The sequence below is a fragment of the Treponema bryantii genome, assembly GCF_900113965.1.
Lineage (GTDB): Bacteria > Spirochaetota > Spirochaetia > Treponematales > Treponemataceae > Treponema_D > Treponema_D bryantii_A.
Genome location: NZ_FORI01000010.1, coordinates 81951 through 101263 on the forward strand (window position 1 = coordinate 81951; position 19313 = coordinate 101263).

Annotated in this window: 17 protein-coding genes; 10 read left to right on the top strand and 7 right to left on the bottom strand. The window is 40.6% G+C overall.

The features are described from left to right. The first annotated feature begins 192 nt into the window (after positions 1-192). The 6 genes from BM161_RS12325 to BM161_RS12350 all read left to right on the top strand — a co-directional run bounded on the left by BM161_RS12325 (position 193) and on the right by BM161_RS12350 (position 7235). On the top strand, positions 193-1569 hold the full coding sequence (locus tag BM161_RS12325; protein WP_074933152.1) for a hypothetical protein: 1377 nt from the start codon (positions 193-195) through the stop codon (positions 1567-1569). A gap of 11 nt (positions 1570-1580) precedes the next feature. Further along, on the top strand, positions 1581-2792 hold the full coding sequence (locus tag BM161_RS12330) for a hypothetical protein (protein ID WP_074933153.1): 1212 nt from the start codon (positions 1581-1583) through the stop codon (positions 2790-2792). Positions 2793-3026: 234 nt separating this feature from the next. After that, the gene (locus BM161_RS12335) at positions 3027-3872 is read left to right on the top strand and encodes a sulfide/dihydroorotate dehydrogenase-like FAD/NAD-binding protein (RefSeq protein ID WP_074933156.1); all 846 of its coding nucleotides are present in this window, start codon (positions 3027-3029) and stop codon (positions 3870-3872) included. A gap of 59 nt (positions 3873-3931) precedes the next feature. Further along, positions 3932-5404: an NADPH-dependent glutamate synthase gene (gltA, locus tag BM161_RS12340; RefSeq protein WP_074933158.1), complete on the top strand. Its 1473-nt coding sequence runs from the start codon at positions 3932-3934 to the stop codon at positions 5402-5404. 300 nt (positions 5405-5704) lie between these two features. Continuing rightward, a complete protein-coding gene (locus BM161_RS12345; protein ID WP_083425797.1) occupies positions 5705-6280 on the top strand; it encodes a KilA-N domain-containing protein in 576 nt (191 codons plus the stop codon). A 112-nt stretch (positions 6281-6392) separates the two neighbouring features. After that, entirely contained in the window at positions 6393-7235 is an 843-nt protein-coding gene (locus BM161_RS12350; protein WP_074933160.1) for a GerMN domain-containing protein, read from the top strand. Positions 7236-7446: 211 nt separating this feature from the next. Here BM161_RS12350 and BM161_RS12355 read toward each other — a convergent pair whose 3' ends face one another. From BM161_RS12355 to BM161_RS12385, 7 genes are all read right to left on the bottom strand, one after another. Continuing rightward, positions 7447-8499: a DUF7954 domain-containing protein gene (locus tag BM161_RS12355; RefSeq protein ID WP_074933162.1), complete on the bottom strand. Its 1053-nt coding sequence runs from the start codon at positions 8497-8499 to the stop codon at positions 7447-7449. A 92-nt stretch (positions 8500-8591) separates the two neighbouring features. After that, positions 8592-10403: a proline--tRNA ligase gene (locus BM161_RS12360; protein ID WP_074933164.1), complete on the bottom strand. Its 1812-nt coding sequence runs from the start codon at positions 10401-10403 to the stop codon at positions 8592-8594. 25 nt (positions 10404-10428) lie between these two features. Next, positions 10429-11166, bottom strand: coding sequence for a hypothetical protein (locus BM161_RS12365; RefSeq protein ID WP_074933165.1), 738 nt, complete (start codon positions 11164-11166; stop codon positions 10429-10431). Positions 11167-11295: 129 nt separating this feature from the next. Further along, positions 11296-12219, bottom strand: a complete 924-nt coding sequence (locus BM161_RS12370) for a PSP1 domain-containing protein (protein WP_074933167.1) — start codon at positions 12217-12219, stop codon at positions 11296-11298. Between the two features lie 23 nt (positions 12220-12242). Beyond that, positions 12243-12839: a DUF327 family protein gene (locus BM161_RS12375; RefSeq protein ID WP_074933169.1), complete on the bottom strand. Its 597-nt coding sequence runs from the start codon at positions 12837-12839 to the stop codon at positions 12243-12245. After that, entirely contained in the window at positions 12840-13250 is a 411-nt protein-coding gene (locus tag BM161_RS12380; protein ID WP_074933171.1) for a bactofilin family protein, read from the bottom strand. It lies immediately after the preceding gene. A 6-nt stretch (positions 13251-13256) separates the two neighbouring features. Beyond that, positions 13257-14282: a M23 family metallopeptidase gene (locus BM161_RS12385; protein ID WP_074933212.1), complete on the bottom strand. Its 1026-nt coding sequence runs from the start codon at positions 14280-14282 to the stop codon at positions 13257-13259. A gap of 374 nt (positions 14283-14656) precedes the next feature. On the opposite strand from BM161_RS12385, the gene BM161_RS12390 reads away from it, so the two are divergent. Genes BM161_RS12390 through dgcA form a run of 4 tightly spaced genes read left to right on the top strand, consistent with a single transcriptional unit; the run spans position 14657 to position 19186 of the window. Further along, a complete protein-coding gene (locus BM161_RS12390; protein WP_074933173.1) occupies positions 14657-15433 on the top strand; it encodes a TatD family hydrolase in 777 nt (258 codons plus the stop codon). Between the two features lie 14 nt (positions 15434-15447). Further along, complete coding sequence (dusB, locus tag BM161_RS12395) at positions 15448-16470, top strand: tRNA dihydrouridine synthase DusB (RefSeq protein WP_083425798.1); 1023 nt, start codon at positions 15448-15450, stop codon at positions 16468-16470. Positions 16471-16485: 15 nt separating this feature from the next. Then, positions 16486-18075, top strand: coding sequence for a DUF5312 family protein (locus BM161_RS12400; RefSeq protein ID WP_074933177.1), 1590 nt, complete (start codon positions 16486-16488; stop codon positions 18073-18075). Beyond that, entirely contained in the window at positions 18068-19186 is a 1119-nt protein-coding gene (gene dgcA, locus BM161_RS12405; RefSeq protein WP_074933179.1) for a diguanylate cyclase DgcA, read from the top strand. The genes BM161_RS12400 and dgcA overlap by 8 nt, the downstream gene beginning before the upstream one ends. Positions 19187-19313: the final 127 nt, after the last annotated feature.

Sequence of the window (19313 nt, forward strand, 5' to 3'; positions counted from 1 at the left end):
TACTTGGAAAAAGTGTTTATTTTGTATATCATGCGTGTTATAATACGTATGGTATACATATTATATATATTTAATAATATTAATTTAATAATACAAAAAGTCTTTTTATAAAATCCCAAAAGTCACAGAATATTGAACGAGGTATATATATAGAATACCATATTTCCGCTGTTGCGGACTAAGGAGGTTCTTATGAAAAAAATAGCAGGTGCTATAATTTCAATAGGATTAATTTTGGCGTTATCCGGTTGTCATTGGGAAATTCCTGAGACCATCTCTGTAAAAAGTGATGCAGAGTACAATTTCTCTCTGGGAACTTTTGAAAAAGAACTGGATAATGACATGAGTTTATCATCAATGACGGGAGATGCAGGTAAAGATAAAGAGGGAATCAATACCTACGATTATTTCCCAGGGAAATTAGATAAGAATACACAGCACTTCCTTATGGAAGTTGAAGCTATGAAGCTTACTATTTTTACAAAAGCACAGATTGAAACACTGCTAACAACATTAGCAACACAGGAATCATTTGAAGTTGGTACAGATATTCCTTTTACTCTGTCAGGTAATGATCACGGAAGTACAGATCTCGATTTTAATCCTTCATCAATGCTTTCTGGCATGAAAGATGCTTTTGGTTCAGATATGTCTGGAAAGATTTCTTTTGCATCAGTTCCAATGTATTTATACAGCGAAACAGCAGAAGGTCTTACAGCGGAAGTAAAACTTAAGATGTACTATGCATATGATTCAAACGGAAGTGGTACAATGGCACAGCGTGGAACCAGCGAAACATATATTCTTGGTTCTGATTCTGGATATGATTCAATCACAAATACTCCAAAACCTGCATATGCAAAAGAAGAATCTACAATCATTACTAATCTTGCACAGACAAATTACATTTCTTTAATTCCAATGGAAGAGCTTATTAATGCCGAAGGTATTGAAGAAGATGATAAGCTGTATGTTGATTATGAGATTCATTCTTTGACTGGATCAGTTTCACGTGCATATCTTGAATCACTTGTTGCTGCAGATAAGGATTTAGAGCTTAAGCTTTTCACACTCATTGATATTCCTGTTAAGTTCAAAGTTTCAGACACAGAAGATTTAAAACTTGATCTTAGCGAAATGACAAAATCAGATGGATCTTCTGGTTCAGATCCTTCAACTCCTTCTTCAGGAGATGAATCTTCAAAAAGCTCAGATTTTGAAAAGTATCTACAGATAATCGATACTCTTAAGGTTAAGTATATTGCTTACAAATTGCCATTCTACGCAACTTCTGGAATGAAGCTTGGAATTGATCTGGTTGGAGACGGAAACTTTGAATATTCAAGCCTGTCTGTAGTAGATAAGAACAAAACTATTACAGAAGACGATAAGGGACTTATCACCTTGCCATATACAACAGTTCAGAAGTTGAAAGACACAAGCAGCTTTACTCCAAATATTCAGATTCTGATGTCTAAGAGTTCAGTGTTCTCTATTCCTCGTGAAAAGGCTATTGAGATGAATATTGAATTAAGTCTTAAGACAGACGGTGTCGTTCAGGTAAAATAAGGAGGTAGTATATGAAAAAAATTCTTGCTTGTATTTTTGCAGTTTCAGTAATTACTACTGCTGCCTTTTCTAAGAACTTTTTCTCACAGCGCTTTTTCGAAATTAAAGTCGGAACAGATGTAGATTTTTCAAACAATCTCTTTGCAATGAACGACTTCATGAAAAAGGATCTTGTAATTGATTTGCGCAAGATTGCAGATGATTGCCCTGAAGAAGGTTTTAATATCCGTGCTGATTTAGCTCCAGTATCCGAAATTAATCTTAATATCAAAGACTTCCACCTTGGACTTTCTTCTGGTATTGAGATGTATGAAAGCTTGTCTGTAGGAAAAGATCTTTTTGATTTTCTTGGTTACGGAAACTCAATTGGCGAAACTCTTAATTTCAGCTTGAATAATGATACAGATGTTTTTGCCTTTTCTCAGCTTTCTGTTGGCTTTAAAATTGCCAGACTTAAGATTCGTGTTGAACCTGCTGTATTTATGCCAATTCTTTCAGTTCGTGGTGGCGGTGGATCTGTTACAGTATTGAATGATGCAGACGGCAACGTAAACATGGGAATAGATCTTAATCTTGATGTTTACTCTGCAATTGAACTCAAGAAGAATGATGAAGGAAGCGTTTCTTTCGACGTAGATAAAATCGAATCAATTCTTACGAGTGGCTATGGTTTTGACTTAGGTGGTGGAGTTGCTCTGGACCTTACAAAATCTCTTACACTAGATACAACTTGTCGTATTCCAATTATTCCAGGCCATTTGAATTATAAGTCAAATGTTCAGGGTGGATTCGATTACAAGATGAAGCTTTCAGATTTTGAAAATGCTGAAAAAACTGAACGCGAAACAACAGTTACAAACATGGAAGATTCGCTTGCAGTTCATCGTCCTTTGAAACTTGATGTTTATCTTAATAAGAACTTCCTTGGTTCACTTTTTAATGCCCGTGCCGGTGCTGGTTTTGGTATTAGAAGACCATTCAGCGATTATGCAGTATTCTATCCTGAATACTATCTTGGCTTTGGAATTAATCTTATTGATATTATTAAGGTTGGCGTTTCAACACAGTATAAAGACCAGCTCTTTATCCATCAGCTTGGAACAACCTTTAATATCCGTTTAATCCAGCTTGATTTGGGAATCTCTTCTCAGTCTTCAAGCTTCAAAAAGAGCCTTTCTGTTGGTGGTGTAGGCGCTTACGCTTACGTAACAGTGGGATTCTAAATGCATAGGCGGCTCGCTAGTCTCGCCGCTTGAGGCATTATCATGATGAAACTAAAAAGAGTTGCTGTTGCAACTCTTTTTTTTAACGTTTCTTCGATTTTAGCCTTGTTTGGGCTATTTTTTTGCTCCGAGTCCAACCTTAGAATCTTCGACATTTAGAATCCTTTGTGTCATTGACTCAAATCTCCCCATATTATACAATTATTTACCATTTATTTTTTAAGAGGACTGAAGATGTTTAAAATTATTGAAAAAAAACAGCTTTCTGCCGGTGTATTTTATATGAAGGTTACTGCTCCTGAAATTGCACGCAACCGCAAGGCAGGACAGTTTGTTATCGTTCAGGTTGATCTGGACTTTGGTGAGCGTATTCCGCTTACAATCGCTGATGCAAATGCCGAAGAGGGCTGGATTGCTCTCGTTTTCCAGGCTGTTGGTGCATCTACTTTGAAACTTTCTTTGAAAGAGGCTGGTGAGGAACTTCCTGCTGTGCTCGGTCCTCTTGGAAATCCATCTAAAATCGAAAAATATGACCGCCCTGTACTTGTTGTTGGTGGTGGTTTTGGTGTTGCTCCATGTTACCCAATCGTTCAGGCTCACAAGGCTATCGGAAACAAGGTAATCATGGTTATCTGTGCACGCAATAAAGACCTTTTGATTTATGTTGATGAAATGAAGGCTCTTGCAGACGAAGTAATCATTATGACTGATGATGGTTCTGCCGGCCGCCAGGGTGTTTCTACAGTACCTGTAAAGGAAATGTGTGAAAGCCAGTGCCCACCAGCAGAAGTTATCGCAATTGGACCTCCAATTATGATGAAGTTCTGTGCTCTTACAACTAAGGAGTACGGCGTTAAAACAACAGTTTCTTTGAACACAATTATGATTGACGGAACCGGAATGTGCGGTGGCTGTCGTGTATCTGTTGGCGGAGAAACAAAGTTCGTTTGTGTAGACGGTCCAGAGTTCGATGCTCACATTGTAGACTGGGACAACATGATGATGCGTATGAAGTCTTTCAAGCCACGTGAACAGGAAGATTTCCACAAGTGCAAAATTGGTTTGGGCATTGAGAAATAGACCTACGGTGGTTGAGTAGGCCGGAGGCCGTATCGAAACCACCACTAATGGAGATAACAATGATAAACGTACAAGAAGAACTTAATAAAATTAATGATTTGATTAAGGCTAACGGCAAGCTCACTGCTAAAGACCGCAATGCCATTCCTCAGATGGAAATGCCTGCCCGTGATCCAAAGGTTCGCGCCCGCCAGATGGACGAGGTTGCTCTTGGTTTCAGCAAGGAGCAGGCTATTGTAGAAGCTAACCGCTGTCTTCAGTGTGCAAAGCCATTTTGTATGGAAGGCTGCCCTGTAAATATTGATATCCCGGGCTTTATCCGCGAAATCGCTAACGAAAACTTTAAGGCCGCTGTTGATACAATCAAAAAGACATCTCTCCTCCCTGCAATCTGTGGACGTGTTTGTCCTCAGGAAAAGCAGTGTCAGGGTAAGTGTACAGTTGGTAAGGTTTGGAAGAACCCTGAAAAGGCTGTTTCTATCGGCCGCCTGGAACGCTTTGTTGCAGACTGGGAGCGCGAAAACAATCAGGTAACTATGCCTGAGGTTGCTCCAGCTACAGGAAAAAAGGTAGCAGTTATCGGTTCTGGTCCTGCTGGTCTTACAGTTGCTGCAGACTGTGCTCGTGCCGGTCATGAAGTTACTGTATTTGAAGCCTTCCACAAGTGTGGTGGTGTAATGATGTACGGTATTCCTGAATTCCGTCTTCCAAAGAAAATTGTTCAGGACGAAATTGAAAATCTTAAGAAAATCGGCGTAAAGTTTGAAACAAACTTCCTTGTTGGCCGTACAGATACACTCGATCAGCTTCTTTCAGAAAAGGGCTTTGATGCTGCTTTCGTTGGAACAGGTGCTGGTCTTCCAAAGTTCTTGAACATTCCTGGAGAAAACCTTATTGGTGTATTCTCTGCAAACGAATATCTTACCCGTGCAAACCTTATGAAGGGTTACGATAAAGACCACGCTGCAACTCCAATTTACGAAGCAAAGCACGTAGTTGTTTGTGGTGCCGGAAACGTTGCAATGGATGCTGCCCGCATGGCATTCCGCCTTGGCGCAGAAACTGTTGATGTTGTTTACCGCCGTACAAGAAACGAAATGCCAGCCCGTCTCGAAGAGATTGGTCACGCAGAAGAAGAAGGCGTAAACTTCCGCTTCCTCGAAAACCCTGTAGAAGTTCTCGGCAACGAAGAAGGTAAGGTTGTAGGTGTACGCTGTCTCAGCTATGAACTCGGTGAACCAGACGAATCAGGACGCCGCTCTCCAGTACCTATTCCAGGTTCAGAGCACGACGTTCCTTGTGACGCAATGATTGTTGCCCTTGGAAACGGTTCAAACCCACTTCTCGTAAGCACAACTCCAGGTCTCGACGCTGACAAGCGCGGTCACATCCTCGTAGACGAAAAGCAGGCTACACACCACGCCAAAGTATGGGCCGGTGGAGACATCGTTCTCGGTGCCGCTACAGTTATCCTCGCTATGGGTGAAGGAAGAAAGGCTGCTGCAGGTATCAACGAGTACCTCGCGAAATAAACGGAATCCACGGTGGTTGAGTAGCCCGAAGGGCGTATCGAAACCACCGCAGATGCAAAAGGAAAAGGAGATTTCAATTGACTTGAAATCTCCTTTTTTATTATATTTAACTTGTAAAGCATTCCGTGCAGAAGAACATTTCCAACGAACAGATTACATTTATTAGTATGCACGTGATTATTAGATTGCCGTATTGAGCACGGCAATGACAGTTTATTATCTTCGTTTTTTCTTTACCATAATTCAGGCCGGGGGTTGGACAGGCACTGAAAAACTAATGTCTCATTTTAAGGAATGGTTATGGATAAAACAATCAAAGAAACAATCCATGCAAAAGGAATAGAAATCGGTATTTATACTACTGATTTTGAAAATGAGTTTATTTCCCTTACTGATATAGCGCGATATAAGAGTGATGACCCTTCGGCTGTTATTCAGAACTGGATGCGTAATCGTGATGTAATTGAGTTTTTGGGATTATGGGAAACTATGCATAATCCTGATTTTAAACGCCTCGAATTCGAGGGGTTTAAAAAAGCTGCTGGTGCAAATGCGTTTACTTTATCACCACAAAAATGGATAAATGCAACAAGCGCTATAGGAATTGTTTCAAAATCAGGTAGGTACGGTGGTGGAACTTTTGCGCATTCTGATATAGCAATGGAATTTGCGTCCTGGATTTCCGCAGATGAGGCAGATTTGTTGAATGTTGCCTTGTTTGGACAGACAGCTTCAGAATGGCGAAAAGAAAATTCAGGAAAGAAGGGAAATATTCGTGATTATGCGGACTTGCATCATCTTCTAGTTCTTGCAAATCAAGGCCTGGACTTTTCATCACAGAAAATTTTGCCAATTACTGATAAAACAGATGATTAAAATTTGTAACGTACTGCGTCACAAATTTTATTAATCGAGAAACTGGTGGTTTCGGTACATTTCGCTATGCGAAGTACTCAACCACCGGTCTTTTTTCTCCGATAATCAAAATATGGCACAGAAAAAAAAATCATCTAAGAAAAAGAACAATACTTTATTTGCAGCAGCTTGTGTTTTACTCGGCCTGCTGATCATTTTAATCATATTCCTTGTAAAAAAAGACCAGATTTTTACAAATCTTAAAGAAACAGCCTTTTTTGACAGAGTTTTCGGTACAACTCCAACAGTAATTGAAAACCATGAACCGGCTGAACCTAAAGAAACAGAAACAATTCCTCTTAAGAATGATGAAATTACAATCCAAATAGAAACTGAAGAGCCAAAAACAGTTTCTGCAAAACCAAAAGATGAGGTGGTTTCGACAAACTCAACTACTGCAAATAGTACTCCGGTAACTGAGAAAGAAACTGCAAAGACAGAAACTCCTAAATCAGAAGATAAGCCAAAAACAGAAAAGCCTGCAGCTACAGGCACAACAGAACTGCAGCTTTGCTTTGTAAATATAGATGGTGATGGTTCAGTTGGCCGCCAGCTAATTAAAAGAAAGGTCCCAAAAAGCGATTCTCCGCTTACAACAGCCATCAATCTGCTTCTCCAGGGCCCAGATACCACCAAATCCGCAGAACGCAACTGCATGTCCTTAATCCCAGCCGGCACAAAGCTTTTAAGCGCCAAAGTATCCGGCGGCGTTGCATATTTGAATTTCAATGAAAATTTTGAAATAAACACATACGGAGTAGAAGGCTACATCCATCAGCTAGAACAGGTAGTTTTCACCGCAACATCATTCTCTACAGTTACAAGTGTTCAGTTCCTAATTGAAGGCGAAAAACGTGATTATTTAGGAAGTGAAGGTGTATTAATAGCATCTCCTCTTTCGAGAAGTTCATTTTAATAAGATTTAATTAATCAGTATATGTGAGATTTTGGTGCGTAGTCGGAAATCATATCAGGCTGCCTCGAGAAGTTTTGGCGCTTAGCCATCGAAAACAAATAAGCGGTTTTTCTTTGAAAAACCGCTTATTTGTTAACACAAAAAACTGGCTCGCGAGCAGCCTGATGTGATTTACGACGTGAGCACCAAAAGGTCACAAGATGTCAGTTGATTACTTATATGATTTCACAATCTTATCAAAATAAGAAGCTGCTTTCAGATACGCTGTCTGATAAGTTGAGATTGAAAAATAATCAAATCCCGCATCCTTATTCCGAGTCAAAATCTTAGTAAGACAAACGTTAGTATCATTCTCCGGGAAATAAGAAGTAGTAATAATCTTATAACTGTCCTTAGCCGCAGTATAAGTAATTTCAGCATTCTTATAATCAATATAAGACCCTTCCGAGCTCTCAAGCAGCTTTCTCTGAACATATAAATCATTTAATTTCTTATTCTCAGAAACCTGTGGAAGAACAGACATTGTAACAAGCGATTCATTACCCAAAGTCCAGAAGTTTTCCATTTTCTGTTCCCAGTTTTCGTCCAGAGTTACAGAACGGTTTTCAAACTTGCAGATCTTTGATTTTGCGGTTGGTCTTGTTGCTTTCTGAACAGAAGGTTTTTCAGAAGGAAGTCCTTCAAACTCAGAAAAAGTATTATCTTCGCTGGATTTAATAGTTCCAATTGTTACACAGTCCAGTACAGCATTTCCTTTATCATCTGTAATCTTTCTAATATTGAAAACAGGAACTCTTGCATCAAAAGTGATAGTTACGTTGCCGCCAAACTGAGGATAATCCTGGTCTATCTGGATATTTGAATCTTCTACAGCATCTGCCTTAATGCGGCGTGCTGAAAACTCATAAAGTAGGTCGTGAAGGTAGTTTACAATGTCTGTATCATCAGTGTCTGGAAGAATGGTGGAGATGATTTTTTCACCTGTCATAGTCCATACATCTGCTTTTGAATCAACAGTAAGAAGAATTGCAATTTCCTTTGCAGGAAGCATTGCTTCGTCGTCCTGTGGTGCATAATAGCGGATCTGAAAAGTTCCTGCATCATAAGACAAAATGCCAACATAACTTTCGCGGGTGAATGAAGTATCTTTGTAGTAAGCATATTCACCGGCGCTATCTGGAATAAACTGAGTTACCCCAGGAAGTGCAAAGATTGAAGTTGTTATGATGATTGATGTTATGATTGATAGAATTAGTTTTTTCATGGGCTGTCCTGTGGGAGATGGATTGCTTCGCTTCGCTCGCAATGACGATTTATTGCCGTCATTGCGAGGAGCCCGAAGGGCGACGTGGCAATCTAAGCGTTCAGCTTCTTCAGTTCTGCTCTTACGATATCAGCTGCTTTCTTAGCAACTTCGTCTGCTGGTACAAGTGTTGCTTCAGCATCGCTTCGGAGCTTCATTTCTACGTTTGGAAGGTTCTTGTCACCAACTACAATGCGGATTGGGTATCCGATAAGTTCTGAGTCTGTGAACTTTACGCCTGGGCGTTCGTTGCGGTCGTCGAGGAGAACTTCAATACCGTCTGCCTTCAAGTCTTCGTAAATCTTATCTGCAACTTCCTTCATCTTATCCTTGTACATAACAGGGATAACAGCAACCTGGTAAGGAGCTACTGTCATAGGCCAGATAATACCTTTATCATCATGATGACCTTCGATAATAGAAGCGAGAGTACGGTCAACACCAATACCATAGCAGCCCATCAAAGGAGTAACAGGTTTTCCGTTTTCTGCAAGGTAAGTTACGTTCATTGATTTAGTATATTTAGTTCCAAGCTTAAAGATATGTCCAAGCTCGTTACCTTTCTTCATGTAGAACTTTCCGCCACATTCAGGACAAGCATCGCCTTCTTTACAGGTACGAACATCAACAGTCATAAATGCAGTAAAGTCGCGGCCTGGTTCAACGTGCTTAATGTGATAGCCTGCTTTGCCGGCGCCTGCAATACAGTCGTGCATATCTACAGTAGATTTATCTGCAATTACAGGAATCTTAATTCCAACAGGTCCTACAAATCCGTGTGGAGCACCGCTGTACTTAAGAACATCTTCGTCGCTTGCAAGTTCTGCACCAGATGCCTTAAGTTCTGCAGCAAGCTTTGTCTCGTTTACATCGAGGTCGCCGCGGATAAGTACGCAGAAGAAGGTTTCTGGAATATATGTCTGTCCGCCTTCTGTAACAGTTTCAGCGTTCTTGTAGAACTCTGTTCCAGATAAATCAACAGCACAGTTGTAAACCTTGTAAACAAGAGCTTTAAGGAAAGTAGTTGGTTTTTCACCAAAGAACTTTTCCATATCTTCAATGCTGAATACATTTGGAGTAGCAACTTCTTCAATTGCCGCGTCAGTCTTTTTTTGTGGCTGGCCGTTGCTGTCGAGTGGAACTTCTGTCTTACAAGCAGCCTTTTCAACGTTAGCGGCATAGTCGCAGTTTGGACAGAGGAGAAGTGTATCATCACCAACTTCAGATTCAACCATAAACTCTTCTGAACCAGAACCACCCATAGAACCTGTATCTGCCTTTACAGAAATTGTTGTAAGACCCATGCGCTTAAAGATACGGCGGTAAGCGGCAGCTACGTTGTCATAAGAAGCATCCAAATCAGCCTGATCTTTATCAAAAGAATAAGCGTCCATCATTGTGAATTCGCGGCCACGCATTACACCATAGCGGGGACGGATTTCATCGCGGTATTTTGTGTTAATCTGATAGAGTGTGAATGGAAGCTGTTTATAAGAAGAAAGTCCGTCGCGAACGATAGCTGTAAAAGCTTCCTCTGCTGTAGGAGAAACTACCATGTCCTGGCCCTGACGGTTCTGTGCAGTAAGCATTTCGCCTGCCATTTTGTCCCAGCGTCCAGATTCCTTCCATAAATCACCGGGTACGATTACTGTAGGTTTGATTTCGAGAAGACCTGCGTTGTCGAGTTCTTCGCGGATAATTTTTTCAACTTTCATTAAAGAACGGAATCCGAATGGCATGTAAGCATAAAGTCCGTTTCCAAGTTTGCGGATAAGACCGCTGCGCATCATAAGCTGATGGCTTGCAATAACTGCGTCGTTTGGAGCTTCACGCAGTGTAGAGATAATTGTTTTTGTAGCTTTCATAACGTATTATTTTAATGAAAGTACGTTATTTCTTCAACACACAGATAATTTTGTCAGAGTCGTTTGTGTAAGGAGTCTTCTTGTAATCGTTGTAGAATTCAACTGATGAATAGCCTACTTCCTTTGCATAGGAACGGATAGATTCCATACTGATAGGGCAGACAAGTTCGTCCTTTACTTCATCAATAACTTTTCCACTGGCTGTAACAACATGCTGGAAAAGCTTGTAAGAAATCTGATCGGAATTCTTGATAACAGAAGAATAAAGTGTAGCTCTCTCTGATTTTTTAGCTGGTAACTCAATCTTTGTTTCTGAGAAATCGTATTTAGAAAAGTTTAAGAGATCGAGAACAAGGTATCCGCCGTCTGAAAGAAGCATCTTTGAATCAAAAAGGAACTTTTTGATAAGAGTGCGGTCTTTCATAAAGATAACACGGTAGCAGAGACAGGTAACAACATTAAAGAAGTTTTTGCCAAGATAGCGTGCAATATCAGCTGGATTCAGATTAAAAACGTGTGCAGGTGTTTCTTTTGTAGACTGACGTGTATTAACGACATTAACAAATTCTGCGAAGGAGTCTGTAAGTGTTATGTCAAACTTATCCTGTAACTGCTCTGTAAGTAAAGCCGGGCCGCATTCTACGCCCAAAAATTTTGCAGGTGCAGGAAATTCATTTCCCATTGCAGTGAAAAACTCAAGCTGGTTCGGTTCAATCGGGAAAAAATCTTCGTAATAGTCTGTCCACTTCTTAATGTAAATCATAGTACATTATATTATAAATCATAATCGTGGAAATTCAAGTTTTTAGTTATTTAATATGGATTGCTTCGCTGCGCTCGCAATGACAGAGTTGTTCGTCATTGCGAGGAGCCCGTAGGGCGACGTGGCAATCTAATTAATCTTCCAGCGGTTGCCATCTCTATAGAAGCGTTTTGCGTTTACTTCGAGGAGGCGGCCATCATCACCAAGCATGCGTACCATTGAAGTGAGAGGATTTACTTCTGTAATGCGGAAGTCTGTGCCATCATAAGAAAGGCGTACACCCTCATTAGGAAGATTTTTGCGTGCTTCGTTGTACCAGTCGTATTCGTATGAAAGACAGCAGAGAAGGCGTCCACACTGGCCGGAAATCTTCATTGAGTTCAAAGAAAGATTCTGATCCTTTGCCATTTTGATGGATACCGGACGGAGCTTATCAGAAACTCCGTGGCAGCAGAATGGGCGGCCGCAAACTCCAAGTCCTCCGGTAATACGAGACTCATCACGTACACCAATCTGGCGGAGCTCAATTCTCATTTTGAAAACAGATACTAAGTCTTTTACAAGTTCGCGGAAGTCTACACGGCTGTCTGAACTGAAGAAGAACAAAGCCTTCTGCTCATCAAAAAGAAAATGTGTTTCTACAAGCTTCATGTCAAGTTTGTGGAAGGCAACCTTTTCCTTAAAAATGGGGAAGGCTTCTTTTTCTTTCTGAATAAGTTCTTCGCGGCGTTTTAAGTCTGCTTCAGAGGCCTTACGGTCAATTGTAACAATGTCGGCCTGTTTAATGCCAATAGGCTTTTTTGCAGTTCCAAGAACGCGGGCCATGTCTTTTCCATAACGTGTAGGAACAATAACAAAATCACCGGCGTTAATCTGAATCTTTCCTTCCGGAGCTTTTGCGTAAAGAGTTTCGCAGGAATAATCAAGTTTTAAATGATAAAGCGGATAATCAAAAACAAGGTTTTCTGTAGACGATTCTATAATATCGTTATCTTCAAGAGAGGAAAGGTTTTCGCTCTCTGCATCTATATCTGTTTCAAAAATGTCACTCATACTTTTTTAGTATACCTCACGATTTATGAACTTAGCAAGTCTACAATCAGACCTTTTATTTCATTTACTTGTGCCAGAATCTTAAGATTGTTAGCCTGATTAGAAAGTGTTTCCCGGGCAAGTGCATCAAGTTTTTCATTAATGATTTCTATAGAAAATTTTGGTTTTGGTTTTGTAGGTGGAACAGAATAATCAGAAAAGAAGAACATACGTGACGGCTGACCGTTTTTTCCGAATCTTCGTTTTCTCTGAGCAGTATTTACATCAAAATTATTTACAACAACAAAGCGGATAAACTGACTTACAGCAGTCTTAAACTTTTCAAGATTTTCCTGTGTCTGATTTTCAGAAAAGTCGTTGCCGGCAGAACCTACAGCATCGGCAAGATAAACGGCAGCGTCATCAATAGACATTGAGCGAACTTTAAGCGGAAGACCATCTGCAATAAACTGAGGCTCTTCAACTTCTTCGCCTTTAAGCAGTTTTGCAAAATCTACCTTTTTAGCTTTATCGCTTTTGCGTACTTCTTCTTTTTTTGTATTGCGCTTTATGGCTTCGTTTGAGGCATTCTGAACGCCTGAGTAGTAAAAGTTTGATCCAAGAGAATCTATTTCTGCCATTTACAGAATAACCTTTTCCTTAATTGCTTTAGACTGAAGATATTCACCGGATGCATTATTGTATTCAGTTTCATCTTTGATAGAAATGCAGTGACCGTGAATGATAGCGGAACCGTCCACCTGAACTTTGCGCGAAATTACATCGCCAATAACAGCAGCTTCTGCGAGAATCTTTACACTCTCGTTAGCCTTAATATTACCTTTGATGATTCCACCAATGATTACAGATTTAGCAGTGAGGTCTCCGCGGATTCTTGCGTTTTCACCAACAATAACATTTCCGTCTGTTTCAAGGCTACCGTCAATATCGCCATCAATGCGGATAAAGCCATTAACCTTCATATTACCGGAAATAGCAGAGCCCTTTCCGATGATTGTGTTGATTGAAATGTCATCTGTTCGTAAAGCCATAGGAACCTATTTTGAAAAATTGATGTTGATATACTTAGCAGGATCTACTACGTCAGAACCGATATGAACCTCGTAGTGAAGGTGAGGACCAGTTGAAACACCAGTGTTACCGATAGTACCGATAATCTGACCCTGGCTTACAGTTTCACCCTTCTTTACACGGAAAGAATTCAAGTGAGCGTAGCGGGTATACATACCGTGGTTATGCTTTATGATGATATAGTTACCAAAACTGTTATCGAAACCAACTGTTACAACCTGACCAGATGCTGTTGCAAGAACACCGTCTCCAGAACGCCATGTAGAGAAGTCCAGTCCCTTGTGAATGTACCAGTTTCCGTTGAGCGGGTGGATGTTTGGTCCGAATGCCATAGAAATGTGGTAGTTAGGATTTTTTACCGGACAAATACTAGGAATCTCTGTAAAGAGGTTCTGCTGTGTCTTAAGCATTTTTCCAATCTGTTCGATAGGTTTTACAGCATCTTCAAGATATGATGTAAGTTCCTTTACATCGGCAACTTCTTTAAGAGAGCCCTGGGTAACTTCTGTAGAAGAGAAGAGGGCAGAAAGGTCGCCGTTAGAAGCAGATGTTTCTGAAGTATTTTTTACCTGCTCAATACCGAGCAAAGAAAGACTCTGTGAAAGTGATGTCTGGAAACGTTTAGCAGCCTGGAAGAGGTTAGCGTTTTCGTCGCGGAGTTCATCAAGGCTGGCAAGTGTGGCGCGGTTCTGTTCTACAAGAGAAGAGATTTCCATGTTTGCCGAAATTGAACGTCTGTTATAATAGAAGAAGGAAGCAAGAACACCGATTGTAACAAGAACTCCAAGCAGCAGTGCGAACACGTTTGTCTGGAAGTTGATTACCTTGCTCTGTGAGTGAGGAACAATCATGATTGTAAGCTTGCTATCGAAAACTTTAAAAATGCGAACAAAGAAGTTGCCGACTTTGTGTGTAAATGCACCAAAGCCGTGGCTTACGTTTGAGGCGACTTGTTTTTCAAATTTCTTCAAAGCTTTCTGAGTCTTCGACATAATCAAAAAATTATACCATATATAAAGAAATAAAGTCAAACCTTCAACCATTAATGATTAAAGATGAGATATTATACCTAGATTATTATCGGCAAATTTTCTGATAATGATGATGTCTGAATGCTCCCGTGGGAAAACCTATCAGGCTGCTCGCGAGCTAGTTTTTTGTGTTAACAATCCTGCGGTTTTTCTTCGAAAAATCCTCGGATTGTTTTCGATGGCTAAACGCCAAAACTCCTCGAGGCAGCCTGATAGGTTTTCCCACTCCGCATTCAGACATCATAATTGACAGTGTTTTAATAAAATTTGACGTTTAATCATTACTATGGTATCTTTATATTTAAAGTTTAACTCATCTTAGGAAGAAAATAATCATGAAGTTTTTTGATACTCACGCTCACATCGGGCTGATATACGATGATCCTATTGAGCAATTGCGCGTAATTCAACAGGCAAAGCAGGCAGGGGTTGCCCGCATTGTCAGCATCAATAATAGTCTCTATGATTTTAACAAGGTTTATCCTAATTTAAAGTCTATTTCTGGAATTTACCATGCTGTAGGTGTAGCTCCATCTGAAGTTACTAACCCTGGACACGACTGGATTAACACTATCGAAAAGAGTCTCTCTTTGCCTAATGTTGTTGCAGTAGGCGAGACTGGTTTGGACTATTTTAAACAGTTTGGTGATAAGAGAAGCCAGATTGAGCTTTTTATTACTCAGCTTGAAATTGCGCAGGCTCATAATCTGCCTGTAATTATTCATAATCGTGATGCAGGCCGCGATCTTTATGATGTTCTTACAGAACGTATGCCGGATGCAGGTGCAATCCTTCACTGTTATTCAGAGGATGCTGCTTTTGCAAAGAAGTGTCTTGATAAGAATATCTGGTTCAGTTTTGCAGGAAACCTTACATACCGCAATGCGCGTAATCTTCACGAAACTGTTTTGAACATTCCTGTAGATCGCATTTTGATTGAAACTGAAAGTCCGTTTATGATTCCAGCTGAATTCCGTGAGAAGAAGCGTACTATGCCGGCATATCTGCCTTCTACTGCACGCTTCCTTGCAGAAATGCTCGAAATGGATCTTGAAGCTTTGAGCGAGCAGTTGTGGAAGAACAGCTGTAAGGCTTTCAACCTCCCTGAGTAAGCCGGTGGTTGAGTTTGTCGAAACCACTTTATCATCCGGTAAAAATCGGAAACGTTGAATTAAAAGGAAATCTCTTTCTTGCGCCGGTTGCTGGCTATAGTGACGCGGCGTTTCGTTCTGTCTGCATAGAAAACGGAGCCTGCTTTACCTATACCGAAATGGTTAGTGCAGAGGCTCTGGTACGCAAGAATCTGAAAACAGAAATCCTCATGCGCCGCGCCTGCAATGAAAAGGCTTATTCAGTACAGATTTTCGGTGGCGAGCCGGAGATTATGGAAGAAGCGGCACATATTGTTCTCGAAAAAACTCATTGTGAAGTCATAGATATAAACTGTGGCTGCCCTGTTCCAAAAATCATTAAGACTGGCGCGGGTTCGGCACTTACACGCGACCCGGACAGACTGTTTAAGGTAGCTGAGGCAGTTGTGAAGGCTGGGGCTGGTGTTCCGGTAACTGTAAAAATCCGGTCGGGCTGGGAATCTAAACAGATGACCTGGCGCGAGGCGGCAACGGCTGCTCTTGAAGCCGGGGTTAGTGCAATCACAATTCATCCTAGGACCCGCGCCCAGGGTTATGAGGGTCATTCAGACTGGAATATAATGAAGGAACTTGTTGACCTTGTACACGATTGGGAAACCCGAGAGGGAAAAGGCCGTCACATCCCTGTTTTTGGAAGTGGAGACCTTTTTAAGCCGGAAGATGCACGCCTTATGCTTGCTCAGACTAGGGCTGACGCAGTTATGTTTGCTCGCGGTGCAATGGGAAATCCTTTTATTTTCCGCGATGCTACAGACCTTCTGACCAAGGGAAGTTATGAGCCGGTTCCTCCAGAGGAACGTGTTCGCACAGGATTCGCTGAACTTGAGCGCCTTGTAGCAGAAACCAGCGAACAGCATGCGTGCCTTGAGATGCGCAAACGCTTTGCCGCCTATTCAAAGGGAATTTCCGGTGGCGCCGCCCTCCGAGCACGCATCGTCCACGCCGCTACCGTAGCCGACTACAAAGATATATTTGCCAATTTTATTAATCTAGGTTAAAATATTTGCGTAAAAATGGGATTTATAAAAACAATTTCGGAATTATTCGAATCAATATTTAAGCGCTCCTCACCAGAAGTACAAAAAAAGCAGCAGATGAAAAAGCTTGAGCAGGAAGTAAAAGATTTCCAGCCTGCAATTTGCCGAAACAACATGCTTTTACCTAATTTTGGCGAGGCCATTTTTGCCCTTTATAAGAATACCCGCCCGCTCGATAATCTTTTTTCAGTAACCGTAAGTCCAAATAACATACAGCGCCAGCGCCGTTTTGAAGCACAGCTTATAGTTACCGGTTATCCAATGGCAGATCAGGAAGCACTTGAAAGTCTTTCTTTTGAAAACCGTAAGGCAGATGTTCTTGCAGAAAGTCAAAATCCCGACCGAATCTATCTTCATCAGAGAAAAGAACTTGAACGGCTTATAAAATCACTGAATACAGACGGTTTTAAGAAAATGGATGCAGATTTGCTGCAGCTCCGCCAACTCGTAGAATTCTGCCATTATAATTACACACCGTTCCTTCAGGCCTTTGATACAAACTTTATTCCGGCAGATTTAATGTACAAGCCGGCATACAAGGAAATCTCCCTTGCAACAGCCCAGAACCTTCTGGAAGACCTTTATTACCAGGCAAGCGGACTTCAGATTTCTACATCAACCGCAGATGCAGTGCTTGCCCTTGCACAGCTTCGTTCAGGCGTGGAAATTTCAGATACAGAAAAACAGGGCTATCTTGGAAATCTTAAAAAAATCAATTACATACTTACAAGAATTCTTAATCCAGACAAACTTAAATCACTTATCAGATTGTGCCGCCAGGATCTTGCTTACGAGCCGGGTATTGCAAAATATAATGGTTCACCACGCCAGGATTTTGCAAACATGCTTCAGGCACGTTTTGATTCAGATGAACAGAGAATTAAAACCGAGATTCAGGATGAAACAATTTCTGATGAAGTTTCTGCTCTGTTCCCGGATATTCCTCTGGAAGAGGTTGGAGCTTACAGCCAGTCTTACAACAATCTGCTTCAGACAGAAGTTTCCATGTCTTTCAAATGGATTCTTCCTTTGCGAATTCTCAAAACCTTCCTCAAGATTTATATGCCGGAAGGTGCAAAGGCTCTGCTGAATGATATTGTAATTGAAGGTTTCTTTAATAATCCTGCTTACAAATCAAACTTCTCTTCTATCGTATTCCAGGCAATTAATGCAGACAAAGAGATTAAGGCCTTTGAGGAATCGTTCGGGCAGGATAAAAAGCATAGTATTGCGGTTCTGGAAAGCTATATAAAGGATAGTAAAAAGGATAAGGACTTTTTCAAGAAGCTTGAGAAGATGGTTGAGATGATAAATGATGACGCCCACGGTGTTCTTCAGGCAGCCTGCACAAGCCTTTCATCTTTGAGCCGTCAGCTTGGAGAACTCCTTGCAGATGCTAAAAAGCCTTCCAGCGAAATTATTTCAAATCTTAAAGTTCTGATGATGTCTTCGCGAAACAGGGATAATACAAACTTCCTGGAAGCAAATTACGGAAATTGGAATATATTTTTTGAAATTATGAAAAACTATGTTATTATTAATAGTGGTGATATAAAGCATGAGTAAAAAAAAGGCAGAAGAAATTAAAGAATCGTCTCAACATGTTCTGGAACAGACTGTCCAGTATGAAAAAAGAATTTATGACCTGGAACAGCTTCTTGATATTGCAAAATCATTCTGCCAGAATCTTGACTTCAGTAACCTTCTTGAATCTATTGTTTATATCTGTATGGCACAGATGCATGTTCTCGGTGCCGAAATCTTTGTACGCGACTTAATTACCAACGAAAACTTTGTTCTTGAAACTTCAAAGGACTTCCTTACAGAAAAAAAGGCAATGCTCCCGGTAAGTACACCGATTGCTTCAATCCTTCTTTCTCAGAAACGTCCTCTTACTTTTGATGAATTAAAACAGCAGTGCGGAAACTGCGAGCATATCAAACTTCTGGAATCATTGAATCCAACTCTTATTGTTCCTCTTATCCAGAAAAATCACTTGAATGGTATGCTTGTTCTACAGGAAAGAATTGCAATAGAAGATGATGCTTCGTATTCGGAGTATGAAATCAATCAGATTATGTCTATTGCAAGTCTTGCGTCTGTGGCTATTAATAATGCTGCGCTTTTGGAAATGTCTTCAACTGATATGATGACTCATCTTAAGCTTAAGTATTATTTCTTTAATCTTCTTACAGAAGCAATTGATGCGGCTTTCCTGAATAATCAGCATATTGCCGTAATCATGTTTGATATCGACTTTTTCAAAAAGTTTAATGATACCTATGGTCATGAATGCGGAGACTTTGTACTTAAGAGTGTAGCAGACCTTATCCGCAAAAATCTTAGAGATTCTGATGTTGCCAGCCGTTATGGTGGAGAGGAATTCACAGCCCTTCTGATTGACGCTGGAAAAGAAGAAGCAATGGTTGTTGCAGAACGAATCCGCTCTACAATCAACGAGCACGACTTTGTTTATAATGATCAGCATCTTCATGTAACAATTTCGGGTGGAGTTTCGGTATTTGATGCCCAGACAAATCTGGTAAGCTCTCCAAATGAGTTTGTAAATCAGGCTGACCAGGGTCTGTATATGTCTAAAAATAACGGAAGGAACCGCGTTACTTACTTTGATTCAAAGGCTAAGACTGCGCTGAAATCTGCAAATGCCAAGAAATAATTTCATTCTTAGAAGACCATTTCCGTACACTTACAGACGGTATGCTCTTTTACTTATCCTCATAAATTTTTTAGTTTATGGTATACGTTTTTTGTATCCAAACGTGGCTGAATATGTTCATTACTAT

Excerpts from the sequence above, each read along its gene's own strand:
- BM161_RS12325 (WP_074933152.1), top strand. The coding sequence starts at position 193 with ATGAAAAAAATAGCAGGTGCTATAATTTCAATAGGATTAATTTTGGCG.
- BM161_RS12330 (WP_074933153.1), top strand. The coding sequence starts at position 1,581 with ATGAAAAAAATTCTTGCTTGTATTTTTGCAGTTTCAGTAATTACTACT.
- BM161_RS12335 (WP_074933156.1), top strand. The coding sequence starts at position 3,027 with ATGTTTAAAATTATTGAAAAAAAACAGCTTTCTGCCGGTGTATTTTAT.
- gltA (WP_074933158.1), top strand. The coding sequence starts at position 3,932 with ATGATAAACGTACAAGAAGAACTTAATAAAATTAATGATTTGATTAAG.
- BM161_RS12345 (WP_083425797.1), top strand. The coding sequence starts at position 5,705 with ATGGATAAAACAATCAAAGAAACAATCCATGCAAAAGGAATAGAAATC.
- BM161_RS12350 (WP_074933160.1), top strand. The coding sequence starts at position 6,393 with ATGGCACAGAAAAAAAAATCATCTAAGAAAAAGAACAATACTTTATTT.
- BM161_RS12355 (WP_074933162.1), bottom strand. The coding sequence starts at position 8,499 with ATGAAAAAACTAATTCTATCAATCATAACATCAATCATCATAACAACT.
- BM161_RS12360 (WP_074933164.1), bottom strand. The coding sequence starts at position 10,403 with ATGAAAGCTACAAAAACAATTATCTCTACACTGCGTGAAGCTCCAAAC.
- BM161_RS12365 (WP_074933165.1), bottom strand. The coding sequence starts at position 11,166 with ATGATTTACATTAAGAAGTGGACAGACTATTACGAAGATTTTTTCCCG.
- BM161_RS12370 (WP_074933167.1), bottom strand. The coding sequence starts at position 12,219 with ATGAGTGACATTTTTGAAACAGATATAGATGCAGAGAGCGAAAACCTT.
- BM161_RS12375 (WP_074933169.1), bottom strand. The coding sequence starts at position 12,839 with ATGGCAGAAATAGATTCTCTTGGATCAAACTTTTACTACTCAGGCGTT.
- BM161_RS12380 (WP_074933171.1), bottom strand. The coding sequence starts at position 13,250 with ATGGCTTTACGAACAGATGACATTTCAATCAACACAATCATCGGAAAG.
- BM161_RS12385 (WP_074933212.1), bottom strand. The coding sequence starts at position 14,282 with ATGTCGAAGACTCAGAAAGCTTTGAAGAAATTTGAAAAACAAGTCGCC.
- BM161_RS12390 (WP_074933173.1), top strand. The coding sequence starts at position 14,657 with ATGAAGTTTTTTGATACTCACGCTCACATCGGGCTGATATACGATGAT.
- BM161_RS12400 (WP_074933177.1), top strand. The coding sequence starts at position 16,486 with ATGGGATTTATAAAAACAATTTCGGAATTATTCGAATCAATATTTAAG.
- dgcA (WP_074933179.1), top strand. The coding sequence starts at position 18,068 with ATGAGTAAAAAAAAGGCAGAAGAAATTAAAGAATCGTCTCAACATGTT.